This is a genomic window from Ensifer sp. 1H6 (assembly GCF_001976035.1).
Taxonomy (GTDB): Bacteria; Pseudomonadota; Alphaproteobacteria; order Rhizobiales; family Rhizobiaceae; genus Ensifer; species Ensifer canadensis.
This window is the reverse complement of sequence record NZ_MOAI01000010.1, coordinates 205,260-220,322: the sequence shown is the minus strand read 5'-3', so window position 1 is coordinate 220,322 and position 15,063 is coordinate 205,260. Positions and strand designations below refer to the sequence as shown.

General features: G+C 62.6%; 10 protein-coding genes and 1 pseudogene. 7 read left to right on the top strand and 4 right to left on the bottom strand.

Annotated features, from left to right (window positions below; all coding sequences use genetic code 11):
• On the bottom strand, positions 1-781 hold a 781-nt coding region (locus BKP54_RS14585; protein ID WP_143347939.1), incomplete at its 3' end, for an NAD(P)/FAD-dependent oxidoreductase.
• Positions 782-840: 59 nt separating this feature from the next.
• A complete protein-coding gene (locus BKP54_RS35105) occupies positions 841-1,083 on the bottom strand; it encodes a hypothetical protein (RefSeq protein WP_128090422.1) in 243 nt (80 codons plus the stop codon).
• Positions 1,084-1,260: 177 nt separating this feature from the next.
• Here BKP54_RS35105 and BKP54_RS14580 point away from each other — a divergent pair, with 177 nt between their 5' ends.
• The 5 genes from BKP54_RS14580 (at position 1,261) to BKP54_RS14570 (ending at position 5,555) form a co-directional block, all read left to right on the top strand.
• Positions 1,261-2,559, top strand: coding sequence for an Hsp70 family protein (locus BKP54_RS14580; RefSeq protein ID WP_025426357.1), 1,299 nt, complete (start codon positions 1,261-1,263; stop codon positions 2,557-2,559).
• A 41-nt stretch (positions 2,560-2,600) separates the two neighbouring features.
• Positions 2,601-3,512, top strand: coding sequence for a uracil-DNA glycosylase (locus BKP54_RS14575; protein ID WP_025426356.1), 912 nt, complete (start codon positions 2,601-2,603; stop codon positions 3,510-3,512).
• Between the two features lie 142 nt (positions 3,513-3,654).
• Positions 3,655-3,831 (top strand): hypothetical protein, encoded by a 177-nt coding sequence (locus BKP54_RS35100; protein ID WP_107026881.1) that lies wholly within the window; start codon positions 3,655-3,657, stop codon positions 3,829-3,831.
• 65 nt (positions 3,832-3,896) lie between these two features.
• Positions 3,897-4,052, top strand: a complete 156-nt coding sequence (locus BKP54_RS36050) for a hypothetical protein (RefSeq protein WP_164474923.1) — start codon at positions 3,897-3,899, stop codon at positions 4,050-4,052.
• 210 nt (positions 4,053-4,262) lie between these two features.
• The gene (locus BKP54_RS14570; protein WP_025426355.1) at positions 4,263-5,555 is read left to right on the top strand and encodes an MFS transporter; all 1,293 of its coding nucleotides are present in this window, start codon (positions 4,263-4,265) and stop codon (positions 5,553-5,555) included.
• Between the two features lie 15 nt (positions 5,556-5,570).
• Here BKP54_RS14570 and BKP54_RS14565 read toward each other — a convergent pair whose 3' ends face one another.
• On the bottom strand, positions 5,571-6,509 hold the full coding sequence (locus BKP54_RS14565; RefSeq protein WP_025426354.1) for a DMT family transporter: 939 nt from the start codon (positions 6,507-6,509) through the stop codon (positions 5,571-5,573).
• Positions 6,510-6,928: 419 nt separating this feature from the next.
• On the opposite strand from BKP54_RS14565, the gene pepN reads away from it, so the two are divergent.
• Together pepN and BKP54_RS14555 are read left to right on the top strand one after the other, a co-directional pair.
• A complete protein-coding gene (gene pepN, locus BKP54_RS14560; protein WP_084814548.1) occupies positions 6,929-9,577 on the top strand; it encodes an aminopeptidase N in 2,649 nt (882 codons plus the stop codon).
• 183 nt (positions 9,578-9,760) lie between these two features.
• A complete protein-coding gene (locus BKP54_RS14555; protein ID WP_025426352.1) occupies positions 9,761-12,121 on the top strand; it encodes an ATP-binding protein in 2,361 nt (786 codons plus the stop codon).
• Here the strand turns inward: BKP54_RS14555 and BKP54_RS14550 are convergent.
• Positions 12,100-15,056 (bottom strand): annotated as a pseudogene (locus BKP54_RS14550) (bifunctional [glutamine synthetase] adenylyltransferase/[glutamine synthetase]-adenylyl-L-tyrosine phosphorylase). The gene BKP54_RS14555 and the pseudogene BKP54_RS14550 sit on opposite strands and share 22 nt — an antisense overlap.
• Between the last annotated feature and the right edge of the window lie 7 nt (positions 15,057-15,063).

The window sequence follows — 15,063 nt, the reverse complement described above, 5'->3', positions numbered from 1 at the left end:
CCATGTTGTCTTCGAGGTGGTAGAGGAACGAACCGCCGCCGGTCTTCATGCCGAGCGGCCAGCCGAACGAGTGCTGCACCAGACCGGGCCTGTGGTTCTCGGGCTTGACCTGCCACAGTTCCTTGAGACCGATGCCGAATTTCTGGACGTCGCGATCCCTAGAGAGATCGAATTTTGAAATCAGCTCTTTGGCGAGCGAGCCGCGCACGCCCTCGCCGATCAGCACGTACTTGCCGAGCAGTTCCATGCCGCGGGCAAAGTTCGGGCCCGGCTCGCCGTTGCGCTCGATGCCCATGTCGCCGGTGGCGACACCGATGACGGCGCCTTCGTCGTTATAGAGCACCTCGGTTGCGGCAAAGCCCGGATAGATCTCGACGCCGAGCGCTTCGGCATGGCCGGCAAGCCAGCGGCAGACATTGCCGAGTGAGACGATGTAGTTGCCGTGATTGTTCATCAACGGCGGCATGGCGAAGTTCGGCAGGCGGATCGAGCCGGCGGGACCGAGCAAGAGGAAATGATCGTCGGTAACCTCGGTCTTGAACGGATGGTCGGCCTCGTCGCGCCAGCCCGGCAGCAACCGGTCGATGCCGATGGGGTCGACGACGGCACCCGACAGGATATGCGCGCCGACTTCGGCGCCCTTTTCCAGCACCACCACCGAAAGCTCGGGATTGACCTGCTTCAACCGGATCGCAGCCGAAAGCCCCGCAGGCCCCGCGCCGACGATCACCACGTCGAACTCCATACTCTCGCGCTCGGGTAGATCCATCGCCTCGCTCATACCGTCTCTCCAGTCTCGCCGGTCTTCTGCCAGCTCAGTTCCCAGGCCATATCATCTCGTCATGGCAAATGCAGTTTGGCTTGTCGAGCCGGGATGCGACAGTCGATGCCCGCTTTTGCGCATGAGGTCATGAGTTTAGCACAAATGTCTATATGACGTGAACGTAAACGTAAATACGTGATTTCACCCATGTCCTTGTGGGCCGCCGCCTTGCAGCCTTGCTTTTGCCGAATAGCCATGTCAGGAGGCCGGGCATTCATTTTCCGGCGGAAGACGCCGGCAATCCCATCCGCAACCAGCATTCGGCAAGGCGCCCTACGGCGCCGGAACGGCATGCCTTTCGCTTCATTCCGGGCTCCGCCGACCTTCCCGGCACCGGCCCAGAAGGCGGCGTGCGGAACAGAGCCGTGTCGCCTTCGCAAGCCCCGGAAGGGCGCGTCGCGAAGCGACACCAAAACACAGGCGTCAGGAGACATCATATGGCCAGAGCACTGGGCTTCGATTTCGGCACCACCAACTCGGTCCTCGCGGTTTCGGCAGGCGACACCACCCATTCGATGAACTTCGACAGCATGGCTGGCAGCACCGATGCGATGCGCACGGCACTCTCCTTCATGAAGGATTCCAACCTCGGCGCGTCCGCCCTGAAGGTGGAAGCCGGACAGGCGGCAATCCGCTCGTTCATCGACAATCCCGGCGACTGTCGTTTCCTGCAGTCGATCAAGACCTTCGCCGCAAGCCCGCTGTTCCAGGGCACGCAGATCTATGCCAAGCGCCATAGTTTCGAAGACCTGATGCGGGTGTTCCTCTCCAAGCTGAAGGACTATGCCGGCGACGACTGGGCGAGCCAATACAGCCGCATCGTCGTCGGAAGGCCCGTTCGCTTTGCCGGCTCCAGCCCCGATCCGGCACTGGCGCTCGAGCGCTACAGCGCCGCCCTTTCCGAATTCGGCTTTCCCGAGATCCACTATGTCTACGAGCCGGTGGCGGCCGCATTCTACTTTGCCCAGAACCTCAAGCGCGACGCCACGGTGCTGGTCGCCGACTTCGGCGGCGGCACCACCGACTATTCGCTGATCCGTTTTGAGACCAAGGCGGGACGTCTGACGGCAACGCCAATCGGCCATTCGGGCGTCGGCATCGCCGGCGACCATTTCGACTTCCGCATCATCGACAATGTGATCTCGCCCCTCATCGGAAAGGGGAGTCTGTTCAAGAGCTTCGACAAGCTGCTTGAAGTCCCGTCGAACTACTATGCGAATTTCGGCCGCTGGAATCAGCTTTCGATCTTCAAGACGTTGAAAGATTTCACGGATCTGAAGAAGCTGGTGCGCCAGAGCCTGGAGCCGGAAAAGCTCGAGGCCTTCGTCGACCTGATCGAGCATGACGAGGGTTATCCGCTCTACCAGGCGATCTCGGCGACGAAGATGCGCCTGTCGCAGGAGGAGGAAACCGAGTTCTACTTCTCGCCGCTTGGCGAGATGTCGCGCCGCACGGTGCGCCGCGCCGACTTCGAAAGCTGGATTGCGCCTGAACTTGCGCGCATCGAAGACGCGCTCGACGAGGTGTTACAGACAACGGAAACGCCGCCCGAAAGCATCGACAAGGTCTTCCTCACCGGCGGCACCTCGTTCGTGCCGGCGGTGCGCAACCTGTTCGAGCGGCGCTTCGAAAAGGACCGGATCGAAAGCGGCGGCGAACTGCTGTCCATCGCCCACGGCCTGGCGCTGATCGGAGAACATGAGGATATCGGCCACTGGACCGCGAATGCCGCATGAAGCCATTGGACCACATTTTCTGACGTGCTAGGTTGGCGCCCATGACTTCTGCCGACAACCTCTCCCCCGGCCAACTCGCCGCCCTGCTCGCATTCCACGCGGATGCGGGTGTCGAGTGGCTGATGGAGGAGGAGCCTGTCGATCGCCTCGCCGAGTTCGAAGCGATGAAGGCGGCGCGTTCCGACGTGCGCCAACAGGCCGATTCGCGCCCACAGACGAGCGCAAGCCAGCCGGTTGCGCGCCCGGAGGCCTCGCCTGCTACGCGGCAGCCGGCCAGCTCGGCCGGTGGCCAAGCTCGCGAAACGCGCGCGCCAGCACCTGCCGTCAACGCCCCTGCTGTGGCCATCCCCGACGCCCAGGCCGTCAAGGAGGCGCAGTTTGCCGCCGAATCGGCGCGGTCGCTCGCCGAGCTGCGGTTGGCAATGGAAGGCTTCGTCGGTTGCAATCTCAGAAACAGCGCCCGCAATCTGGTCTTTGCCGAAGGCGATCCGTCAAACGGCATCATGATCGTCGGCCCGATGCCCTATGCGGATGACGATCGCGACGGGCAGCCTTTCTCGGGCAGGCTGGGCGACATGCTCAACCGCATGCTCGCCGGCATCGGACTATCGCGCGAGGGCGTTCTGCTCAGCAATGTCGTGCCGTGGCGCCCGCCGGGCAACCGCGTGCCGACCGCCCGCGAGGCCGATATCTGCCGCCCCTTCATCGAGCGCCAGGTCGCTTTGGCCGAGCCCAAGCACCTGTTGTTGCTCGGCAATTTTACGGCGCGCTTCTTCTTCGGCGGCAGCGACACAATCCACCAGCTGCGCGGCGAATGGCGTGACCTTCAGATGGGCGGACACAGCGTCCAGACCCTTGCGACCCTGCACCCGCAGGACCTGGTGACAGCGCCGATCAACAAGCGCTTTGCCTGGCAGGATATGCTTGCCTTCAAGGCCCGCATCAACGGCTGACGGCCGCCTGCCCGTTTCATGAACAAAGTGTGAAGAAAGCCATGCGGTTTGCGCATATCTGCGCAGCGTTCTAGTGCATTGCAAAATCCATGTTGCAGCGCAATATATCAACACGGGAGGAATGGAATAAGGAACAAGAACCATGACTGCCCGCTTTCGCCCGATCCACAGCAGCTTTGAGACGCTCCGTCATACGGACGCTGCCCGGCGGACGCCGTTCAACCGCTTCGGCTCGGCAGCCAACGAGCAGATGACTGCAATCGGCCTTGCCCGGACCACCCGTCCGTCGCAGCTCTTCGCCGACTTCATCCAGCGCTGATCCCCACGCGATGCGCCAAAAGGCGTGTCGCGCGAAAGAGACGACGTAAGACAAGGAACAAGATCATGACCAAGCCCATTGCAAGCCTCAAGGTCCTGTTCGATTCGATCGCCGATATCGGCACTGCCGTACGTGCCTCGCGCGAATACACCGCGCTCAGCACCACCAAGGACGCCCGCCGCGCCCATCGCTCGGCGATCAGACCACTGCTGCCGAACTGATAGCGCCCGAGGACGGACCGTTACCGTCTTTTTGCTATCGGCTGTCGCAATCGACAGCGCCTCGAAAACTGGATAGAGCCACACTCATTTCGAGTTCGAAGCGATCGGTCACTCCGGCAACCCCGTCTGACTGCCCTCGCTCCGCATCGCGCCTTCGTTGCCAGCCACCCGGTTGGTCAAGTCGGCGCGTCTTTGTTTTCAGGAGCGCCGATGCTGGCCAGTCTCGCTTCCGTCCTCAGCCTGATGCTGTCCACTTTGTTGATGATGGTGGCCTTCGGGCTTCAGAGCTACGTCATCCCGGTTCGCTCCGTCGCCGAGAACTGGTCGACGCTGACGGTCTCGGTCATTGCCACCGGCTACACGGTCGGCTTCACCCTCTCCTGCATCATCACGCCGAAATTCGTGTTGCGCGTTGGCCATGTCCGCGTCTTCACCGCACTCATAACCCTGCTTTCGATCGCCATCCTGCTTTGCGGGCTGGTCGTCGACTGGCGTGCCTGGATCGCCTTTCGCGCCATATCCGGTTTCGCGATCTCCGGCAGTTATCTCGTCATCGAGAGCTGGCTCAACGAACGGGTGACCAACGAGAACCGCGGCATGCTGTTCTCGCTCTACCTCATCACCACGATGGTCGGCACCATCGGCGGGCAATACATGGTGCCGCTGGGAGACCCGACCAACACATCGCTCTTCATCCTTTGCGGCGTGCTGTTTTCGCTGGCACTACTGCCCACGGCGCTTTCTTCCTCGCCGATGCCGGCACCGCCGGCGCAGGCGCGATTCGACATTCCAGGCCTGTTTCGCCGCTCTCCGGTTGCCGTGGTCGGCGGCTTTCTCGCAGGCGCGCTCTCGGGCGCCTGGCTGAACCTCGGCGGCGTGTTCACGCAGAAGATCGGCCTGTCGACCGGCGAAGGCGCAACATTGCTCGCATCGCTCCTGACCGGCAGCGCCCTCTCGCAGATCCCGATCGGCCGCGCCTCCGACCGCATCGACCGGCGTATCGTCATGGTCGGCTGCGGCATTGTCGGCGTGATCTCCTGCCTGGTCATGTCCGCGTCGATCGGCAGCAGCCCGACGGTGCTCTATATCGTCGCCGCCCTCGTCGGCTCGGTCCTGTTCCCGATCTATGCGCTGAACGTCGCCCATGCCAACGACCTCGCCAAGCCGGACGAATATGTCGAGATCTCCTCGGGCCTGATGATCACCTACGGGCTTGGCACGATCTCCGGCCCGTTGATGGTCGGCCCGGTCATGGATCGGTTCGGGCCGGCGGCGCTGTTCATCGTGCTTGCCGTCTATTTCGCACTCTATGCAGGCTACGCCGCCTGGCGCATCCTGCGGCGGGAGCAGCACGAGGGTCTCGTCGCCAAGACCGACTTCCAGGCGACCACGGTGCTGCCGACACCCGGACCCGACGTTACCAGCCCGACCGCCCAGCAGGCGTCGCAGGACGGCCTGATCGAGGACGACACGGTGCCTGCTTGGGAACGACAGCCGGAATGAATGAAACAGGGGCCGTCAGCCCTGTGGCGTGACGTGCTTGCGCGCACCCCTGCGCTCCAATCCAAGCCGATGCTCGCGGAAGATGATGAAAATACCGGCGCCGACAACGATGGCGGTGCCGATCAGCATGGTGCTCGTCGGGATGTCCTCGAACAGAAAATAGCCGATGATCAGGCCCAGCACGATCGAGGTGTATTCGAACGGTGCGATCGTCGACATGTCGGCGTGACGGTAGCTTTCGGTCAAGAGGAGCTGCGCGACGCCGCCGCAGAAGCCGGCGATCATCAGCAACAGGAAGGCTTTCTGCGAGATGCTCGGCCAGCCGAACGGCAGGGTCGCGAGCGAAAAGACCGAGGCCGAGAGCGAGAAATAGAGCACGATCGTGTGGGTGCGCTCGGCCCTCACCAGCTTGCGCACCAACACCATGGCGATCGCGCCGAGCGCCGCCGACAGCAAGACCGCCGCCGCCCCGAGCGCCTCGGACGACCCGAGACCGCCTTCGCGAAACAGCGTCAGCCGCGGCCAGGTGATGATCATGACGCCGACCAGACCGATGACGACGGCCGACCAGCGATAAAGCCGAACGGTTTCGCCGAGAAAAATCGCGGCAAAGGCAACGGCGATCAACGGCATCGCATAGCCAATGGCGATCGCTTCGGGGAGCGGCAAGTGCACGAGGCCGTAAAAGCCGAAGCTCATCGCCAGGATGCCGACGAAGCCGCGTGCGATGTGAGCGCCGATATCCTTCGTCTTGAAAGCGTCGCGCAACTGTCCGCGAAGGGCGAGATAGCCGAGGATCGGCACCATGGCGAAGGCGGAGCGGTAGAAGGTGATCTGGCCGGTGGCGATCTCGCTCCCGGCCGCCTTGATCAAGGTCGACATGCAAACGAAGATGACGACCGAAAGGACCTTGAGCAGGATCCCCTTCATCGGGTTTTCGACTTCGGCATCCATGGAAAACGCTTTTCGAGCCTTAGCGGAGGACCGCGGCGGCGACAGTTTGGGAGATTTGGGTGAGAGGCTCACCGGAGAACGATGTCACTCTAGCTGCGCCGGCCGCGAAAGTCGGATCAATCTTCTTGATGAACCGACTTTTTTTCTTGATGAGTTCATCGCAGCAAAGACAATCGCCGAGAATTCTTTAGCGGGGTCGAAAAAAACCTTTCCGGTTTATTTCTTGTTAGTGCCACTTCGATACACGTCAAGGCGATAAGGGAGCGGGAAGAATACCGGACACCATGTCTTTTCTGCCGGAAGTGCGGTCGCCGGCATCACAATCGTGTGGCATATCCGGCTTTTCGCCCTTTGGCCTTTTCACCATCACAAGCGCCCTCTACAAATCCACCAGTAGCAAGGCGCGAGCGGGACTGACCATGCGGACAAATACTGGCCAGATCATTCATCTGGAAGACTACCGGCCGACCGACTTCGTACTTGAAAGAGTGGATCTGACCTTCGAGCTTGACCCGAAGGAAACCAAGGTCGAAGCGCGGTTGATCCTGCATCGGCGGGAAGGCGTGGACGCATCGGCCCCGCTGGTGCTTGACGGCGACGAGCTGGTCATGACCGGCCTGCTGCTCGACCAGGAAGAGCTTGCAGCCGCGCTCTACGACGTGACCGACGACACGCTGACGATCCGTGGCCTGCCCGAGACCGCCCCGTTCGAAGTCACCATCACCACGATGCTCTCGCCCGAGACGAACACCAAGCTGATGGGTCTCTACCGCACCAACAGCGTCTATTGCACGCAGTGCGAGGCGGAAGGCTTCCGCCGCATTACCTACTTCCCTGATCGTCCTGATGTACTTGCCGTCTATACGGTCAACATCATCGCCGACAAGAAATCCGCTCCGCTGCTGCTGTCCAACGGCAACTATCTCGGCGGCGCCGACATGGGCGATGGCCGGCATTTCGCCGCCTGGTTCGATCCGCACCTGAAGCCCAGCTATCTCTTCGCGCTGGTTGCCGGCGATCTCGGCGTGGTCGAAGACACGTTCACCACCATGTCCGGCCGCGAGGTCGCGCTGAAGATCTATGTCGAACACGGCAAGGAGCCGCGCGCAGCCTACGCCATGGACGCGCTGAAGCGCTCGATGAAGTGGGACGAAGAGACGTTCGGCCGCGAATACGATCTGGATATCTTCATGATCGTCGCCGTCTCCGACTTCAACATGGGCGCCATGGAGAACAAGGGGCTCAATGTCTTCAACGACAAGTACGTGCTGGCCGATCCGGAAACGGCCACCGACGCCGACTACGCCAATATCGAAGCGATCATCGCGCACGAATACTTCCACAACTGGACCGGCAACCGCATCACCTGCCGCGACTGGTTCCAGCTCTGCCTCAAGGAAGGCCTGACGGTTTATCGCGACCACGAGTTTTCCGCCGACATGCGCTCGCGCGCCGTCAAGCGCATCGCCGAAGTCCGGCACCTGAAATCAGAACAGTTCCCAGAGGATGCAGGCCCCCTTGCCCATCCGGTCCGGCCGACGAAATACCGTGAAATCAACAACTTCTACACGACCACGGTCTATGAGAAGGGCTCCGAAGTCACCCGGATGATCGCGACCCTTCTCGGCCGCGACCTGTTCAAGAAGGGCATGGATCTCTACTTCGAACGCCACGACGGCCAGGCTGTGACGATCGAGGATTTCGTCGCCTGCTTCGCCGATGTCAGCGGCCGCAATCTCAGCCAGTTTTCGCTCTGGTACCATCAGGCGGGAACGCCGCTGGTGACAGCCTCCGGCGCCTATGACGCAGGCAAGCAGACCTTCACCCTGTCGCTCGAACAGACCGTGCCGCCGACGCCGGGCCAAAGCGCCAAGGAGCCGATGTACATTCCGCTGCGCATGGGCCTGCTCCTTGGAAACGGCGCGGAAGCCGACCTTTCGAGCGTGGCGGGCGCAGATATCACCGGCGACGTGCTGCACCTCACCCAACGCAAGCAGACGGTGGTTTTCTCCGGCATTACTTCGCGCCCGGTGCCTTCATTCAACCGCGGCTTTTCCGCTCCGATCAACCTGCATATCGAGCAGACCGACGACGACCTGGCGCTGATCGCGCGGCACGAAAGCGATCTCTTCGCACGCTGGCAGGCACTCAACGCCATTGCACTTGCCAATCTGGTATCCGCGACGGCCAACGCCCGTGCGGGCAAATCCGTGACCTGCGAAAAGGCGCTGCTCGACGGCCTTGTCGCCGCGGCGGCTGACGACGGACTGGAGCCGGCTTTCCGGTCGCAGGCGCTGTCGCTGCCGAGCGAAGCCGACATCGCCCGCGAGATCGGCGCCGACAACGACCCCGATGCCATCCATACCGCCCGGCAGCAGATCCTCAAGGCGATTGCGGTTTCCGGCCGCGGAGCCTTCCTTCGGCTTGCCGACGAAATGGCGTCGACGAGTTCCTTCAGTCCGGATGCGGAAAGTGCGGGACGTCGAGCCCTGCGCAACGCCGCACTCACCTATCTCGTCCATGGCGAGGATGATCCGAAACGGGCAGCAGAAGTCTTCGCAGCCGCCGACAACATGACCGACCTCAGCCATGCACTGGCATTGCTCGCGCACCGGTTCCCGGATGCGCCAGAGACGGCTCAGGCACTGGCAACCTTCCGGAAACGGTTTGCCGACAACGCGCTCGTCATCGACAAGTGGTTCGCGGTGCAGGCGACAATCCCCGGGGCCGGGACGCTCAATCGCGTCAAGGCGCTGATGACCGAGCCGCTATTCAATGGCAATAATCCGAACCGTGTCCGGTCTCTGGTCGGCAGCTATGCCTTCGCCAACCCGACAGGCTTCAACCGCGCCGATGGCGAGGGCTACCGTTTCCTCGCGAAGCAGATCCTCGATATCGATCCGCGCAATCCGCAGCTCGCGGCACGCATCCTGACTTCGATGCGCTCCTGGCGCTCGCTTGAAGACACGCGCGCCGATCATGCCCGCAATGCGCTGAAGGAAATCGCTGGCGCGACCAAGCTTTCGGCCGATGTCAGCGACATCGTCGAGCGCATGCTCAAGGCCTGAAAAGGCCGGGAATGCAGGCATTTTTCAAGGGCCGGGTCGCTCGCTCGACCCGGCCTATTATTTCCCAACGATTAGAAATGGTTAAGAAATCTTTACCATTACCTCTGGACAAGGCGAATCGCCCTGTGATTCATTGAGTCAGATTCGGGCGAGCGGCGCGCCGAATCATCAGAGGGTTTCACATTGGGTAAGATGGCGGACGCGCGACCAGCGAGCGCAGCCGACGGGCGGTTGCGACTCAAGTTTTCGGGCTTTTCCGGCCTGGAACGCGAGTTCATCTCGCAGGCGAAGATTTTCGCCGAGCCGACGTCGCAGCGTCTTGCGAGCGCGGAACCTATTCTCAAGCGCTCTATCCCCATCCTCATCATCGCATTCCTGATCATAGTCGCCGTTTCGCGCATGTCCGGCATCATGGGCGAGCACGCCCGGATGGAAGACAACTCGCGCCAGACGGTCGGGCTTGCCGCGGCAACGGCGGTCGCGGCGTTCCAGGCTGACGGCATGACGCTGTTCGAAGAGGGCCGGCGTTGGGATGCCGAACAGCGGCTGACCCAATACCTGCCCAACACCATGCTCGACGCGGGCATGTTTCTTTTGACCGTGCGCAAGGATGGACGGATCTTCGCCAGCACACCTGATGGTGTGCCGCTGATCGGCCGGACGCTTGCCTCGGTTGCACCCGATATCGCCACGCTGCAGTATTACGGCGAACATTCCAGCGTCATGAAGACGGCCATCAACGGCGTCGACCATATCGTCGCTTTGGCGCAGTTGCCGGAAGCGGCCGGCGTCGTCCTGGCGGCAACGCCGGTGACCCAGCTCGAAACGGCCTGGCGCGACGAGGTTTCGCTGAATGTGACGCTGTTTGCCGGCATCTCGGCGATCCTGCTGGTGGTGCTTTACGCTTATTACATCCAGGCCAAACGCGCCCGCGACGCCGACGGGGTGTTTGCGGAATCGAACCTGCGGGTCGAAACCGCCCTGTCGCGCGGCCGCTGCGGCCTCTGGGATTTCGATCTTGCCAACCGACGGCTGTTCTGGTCGCGGTCGATGTATGAGATGTTGGGCATGCCCGGCGAAAGCAGCGTGCTTTCCTTCGGCGACGCCGCACGGCTGATGCATCCGGACGATCGCGGTATCTATGGCGTGGCGCGGACAATTGCCCGCGGCGATGCGCGACAGATCGACCAGGTGTTCCGCATGCGGCATGCGGACGGCCATTATGTCTGGCTGCGCGCCCGCGCCGAGATCATCCGCACCGTTTCAGGCCGCGCCCATCTCATCGGCATCGCCATGGATGTCACCGAGCAGCACCGCCTCGCCCAGCGCTATGCCGAAGCTGATCAGCGTCTGGCCGATGCCATCGAATGTACGTCCGAGGCCTTCGTCCTCTGGGACAAGCAGGACCGCTTGGTCATGTGCAACACGCACTACCAGGAAGCCTACAAGCTGCCGGATCACGTTCTGGTGCCAGGCACCGAACGCATCGCCGTACACGCCGCTGCGGCACGCCCGGTAGTGGAACGCCGCATTGCGGATCCTGACCGTAGCAACCATTCGCAGACCACCGAAGTGCAGCTCGCCGACGAGCGTTGGCTGCAGATCAATGAGCGGCGCACGCGCGACGGCGGCCTCGTTTCTGTTGGTACCGACATCACGCTGCTCAAGCGTCACCAGGTGCGGCTGCGCGAATCCGAGCGCCGGCTGATGGCGACCATCGGCGATCTCTCGGCTTCGCGCATGACCCTGGAGCGGCAGAAGACCGAGCTGTCGATCGCCAACGCCAACTACCAGGCGGAAAAAGAACGGGCCGAGGCGGCGAACCACGCCAAGTCGGAATTCCTGGCCAATATGTCCCATGAGCTGAGGACACCGCTCAACGCCATTCTCGGTTTTTCGGAGATCCTGCAGACCCAGATGTTCGGGCCGCTCGGCTCGGAGAAATACGATGAATACTCGCGCGACATTCACGACAGCGGCAAACACCTGCTGAACGTCATCAACGACATCCTGGACATGTCGAAGATCGAAGCAGGCCATATGCGCATCAGCCGCGAGACCATCGATCTCGCGCCGCTGATCGAGGAGACGCTGCGTTTCACCACGATCCCGGCGCAGCAGAAGAACATCCATGTGGTGCAGCAAATCGCCTCGGGCCTGACCGTGGTCGCGGATCGGCGGGCGATGAAGCAGGTGCTGCTCAATCTCTTGTCGAACGCGGTCAAGTTCACCAATGAAGGCGGGCGCATTTCGCTGCGCGCCCGCAAGGTCACGGGCGCTGTGACATTGACGATCGCCGACTCCGGCATCGGCATCCCGCGTGATGCCCTGCAGAAGATCGGCCAGCCCTTCGAGCAGGTGCAGAGCCAGTATGCCAAGAGCAAGGGCGGCTCCGGCCTCGGGCTTGCCATCTCCCGGTCGCTGACGCGCCTTCACGGCGGAACGATGAAGATCCATTCCGCCGAAAATGTCGGCACCATCATTTCATTGCGCATGCCCGATCGCGACAGCGACCCGCAGCCCTATCCCGAAACCACCGACTGAAAAATACGCCGGACGGCCTTCGACAGCCGCCTGATATCCGCCTCCAGCGTTTTCAGGTCGGGATAGTCCCCTGCCCGGCAGACGAGATCGACAAGACCGGCAGGCGCCTCCTTCGGGTCGAACTCGCCTTCGATGCACAGGCGCACGATCTGCGACAGCTCGGTAAAGAGGCTCAGCGCCTCCATCGTCGTGTCGAGATCATTGGGGTTCATCATCGCACCGCCGAGGACCTTCAAGGCGTCGGCCGTGTGGGCGCCGGCCTCAAGCGGCGGCACGCCCTTGGCGGGAGCGATCAGCGCCAGGTACTGCGCAATGAACTCGATATCGACCAGGCCGCCGGGGATCAGCTTGAAATCCCAGATGTCGCTTGGCGGCTTCTCGCTGTCGATCATCTCGCGCATCGAGATCACGTCAGTGCTGACCTTGGCGACATCACGCGTGTGGCCGAGCACTTCGGCGAAGATGGCATCGGCTTGCGCCTTCAGACTGTCGTCGCCGCAGATGCAGCGCGCCCGCGTCAGGGCCAGATGCTCCCAGGTCCAGGCCTCTTCCCGCTGGTACTTGGCAAAGGCGTTGATGCGGGTGGCGACCGGGCCCTTGTTGCCGGACGGCCGCAGCCGCATGTCGACCTCATAGAGTACGCCCTCGGCTGTGGGCGCTGAGAGCGCTGCAATCAACCTCTGCGTCAACCGGGTAAAATAGCGCATCGGATCGAGCGGCTTGCCGCCATCCGATTCCGGGGCCGCGTCGTCATAGTCGTAGAGCAGGATCAGGTCGACGTCGGAGCCCGCCGTCAACTCGTGGCTGCCGAGCTTGCCCATGCCGACGACGACAATGCGCCCACCCGGAAAATCGCCATGGACCGAACGGACCTCGGCGAGCACCGCGTCCACTGCGGCAGCGATGATCAGGTCGGCGAGATCGGTAAAGGCGCGACCGGCCTGCGCGCCCGAAATCGAGCCGGTCAACAGGCGGATGCCGATCAGGAACCGCTGTTCGGCGGCGATGATGCGCAGCCGGTCGAGCACCTCTTCATAGTGGCGGGCGCCGGCAACGAAGTTGGCGATGCGCGGCGCCAGATAATCCCGGGTCGGCAGCTCCGCCAGAAGGCCCGGGTCGAGCATGCCGTCGAACACATGCGGCCGCGCCGCGATGATCTCGGCCAGCCTTGGTGCCGAGGACATGATGTTGACGATCAATGACAAGAGCCGCGGATTGTTGCCGAGCAGCGAAAACAGCTGGATGCCGGCCGGCAGGCCCGAGATGAAATGGTCGAAACGCAGGAGCGCCTCGTCGGCGCGCCGGCTTCGCCGAAGACGCGCAGGAGCTGCGGCGTCAGCTCCGTCAGCCGCTCGCGCGCCTCGACCGACTGCGTCGCGCGGTAGCGGCCGTAATGCCAGGTGCGGATCGTGTGCGAGATGTCCGACGGCCGCTGGAAGCCGAGCTTTCTTAGGGTCTCGAGCGTATCGGGATCGTCGCGCTGGCCGGTGAAAACCAGATTGCCCGTCTCGCTCGAAAGCTTCGCCTCCTGCTCGAAGAGCTGGGCATAACGGCGCTCGACGGTGCGCAGCACCTTCGACAGCGCCTTGGAGAAGGAAGCCGTATCCTCGAAGCCGAGCATGAAGGCGATCCGCTTCAGCTCTGCCTCGGTCTCCGGCAGCACATGGGTCTGTTCGTCACGCACCATCTGAATGCGGTGCTCGACATCGCGAAGGAACCAGTAGGCCTCGACCAGTTCGGCCGCGGTCGTCTCGTCGATCCAGCCGGCCGTTACCAGCGCATGCAGCATCGGCTCCGTCGCCTTCAGCCGCAGTTCGGGCATGCGTCCACCGGCGATCAGCTGCTGGGTCTGAACGAAGAACTCGATCTCACGAATGCCGCCGCGGCCGAGCTTGATATTGTGTCCCTTGACCGCAATCTCGCCATGGCCCTTGTGGGCGTGAATCTGCCGCTTGATCGAATGGATGTCGGCGATTGCCGCATAGTCGAGATACTTGCGGAAGACGAACGGCGTCAATTCCTTCAAGAAGGCATCGCCCGCAGCTATGTCGCCGGCAACGGGCCGCGCCTTGATGAAAGCTGCGCGCTCCCAGTTCTGCCCCCTGCTCTCGTAATAGAGCATCGCCGCCTCGACGGGGATTGCGAGTGGCGTCGAGCCGGGATCCGGGCGCAGCCGCAAGTCGGTGCGAAAGACGTAGCCGTCGCCGCTGCGCTCCTGGAGAATGCGGATGAGGCGGCGCAGAAGCCGGCCGAAGGTCTCGGATGCATCGTCGCGATCGATGATGATGCCGGACTGCGGATCGTAGAAGACCACGAGATCGATGTCGGAGGAGTAATTGAGCTCGAAGGCGCCGAGCTTGCCCATGCCGAGCACGACAACGCCAGACCCCCGGCTCGGGGCCGTCACGTCCTTGAGCGCGAGCTTGCCGCCCTGGTGACCGCTCAGCAGCAGATGATCGATCGTTGCCGAAACGGCAGCGCCGGCAAATTCGCTCAGCCAGCGCGTCGTCTCGCGACCGTCGAAATGTCGTGAGAGGTCCGCAAGCGCAACGGCGAAGGCTAGCTCGCGCTTGGCCTTTCGAAGCCGCGTCATGATCTCGGTATCTGGCAGTGCCACGCCGGGCTCTGCCGATACCCAGGCATCCCGCGCCCGCCGGACCCTTTCGGTGAGAAATTCCTGCAGCGGCTCCGACAGGAGCTGTTCGAGTATGCCGGGCTGGCTGCCGCCGGTGTCGCGCAGGAATGGCGACAGGGCAAAGGCAGCGACGATGAACGCCTTGAACGGCGTTTCGGATGCCAGCAGACGGCTGATCTGGTCATGGCCCTTGGCCATATCCTTCAGCACCGACAGCGCGGATTTGGCGTCAGCCTGGCTTGCCGGTTTGATCGGCGCCGTCTCCATGCCCCACCAGTGCCCTGCCATCGTGTCCTGCATACCGTTC

What these genes read in the sequence shown, in the direction of transcription:
- BKP54_RS35105 (WP_128090422.1), bottom strand. Translation starts at nt 1,083, where the DNA reads ATGCTGGTTGCGGATGGGATTGCCGGCGTCTTCCGCCGGAAAATGAAT.
- BKP54_RS14580 (WP_025426357.1), top strand. Translation starts at nt 1,261, where the DNA reads ATGGCCAGAGCACTGGGCTTCGATTTCGGCACCACCAACTCGGTCCTC.
- BKP54_RS14575 (WP_025426356.1), top strand. Translation starts at nt 2,601, where the DNA reads ATGACTTCTGCCGACAACCTCTCCCCCGGCCAACTCGCCGCCCTGCTC.
- BKP54_RS35100 (WP_107026881.1), top strand. Translation starts at nt 3,655, where the DNA reads ATGACTGCCCGCTTTCGCCCGATCCACAGCAGCTTTGAGACGCTCCGT.
- BKP54_RS36050 (WP_164474923.1), top strand. Translation starts at nt 3,897, where the DNA reads ATGACCAAGCCCATTGCAAGCCTCAAGGTCCTGTTCGATTCGATCGCC.
- BKP54_RS14570 (WP_025426355.1), top strand. Translation starts at nt 4,263, where the DNA reads ATGCTGGCCAGTCTCGCTTCCGTCCTCAGCCTGATGCTGTCCACTTTG.
- BKP54_RS14565 (WP_025426354.1), bottom strand. Translation starts at nt 6,509, where the DNA reads ATGGATGCCGAAGTCGAAAACCCGATGAAGGGGATCCTGCTCAAGGTC.
- pepN (WP_084814548.1), top strand. Translation starts at nt 6,929, where the DNA reads ATGCGGACAAATACTGGCCAGATCATTCATCTGGAAGACTACCGGCCG.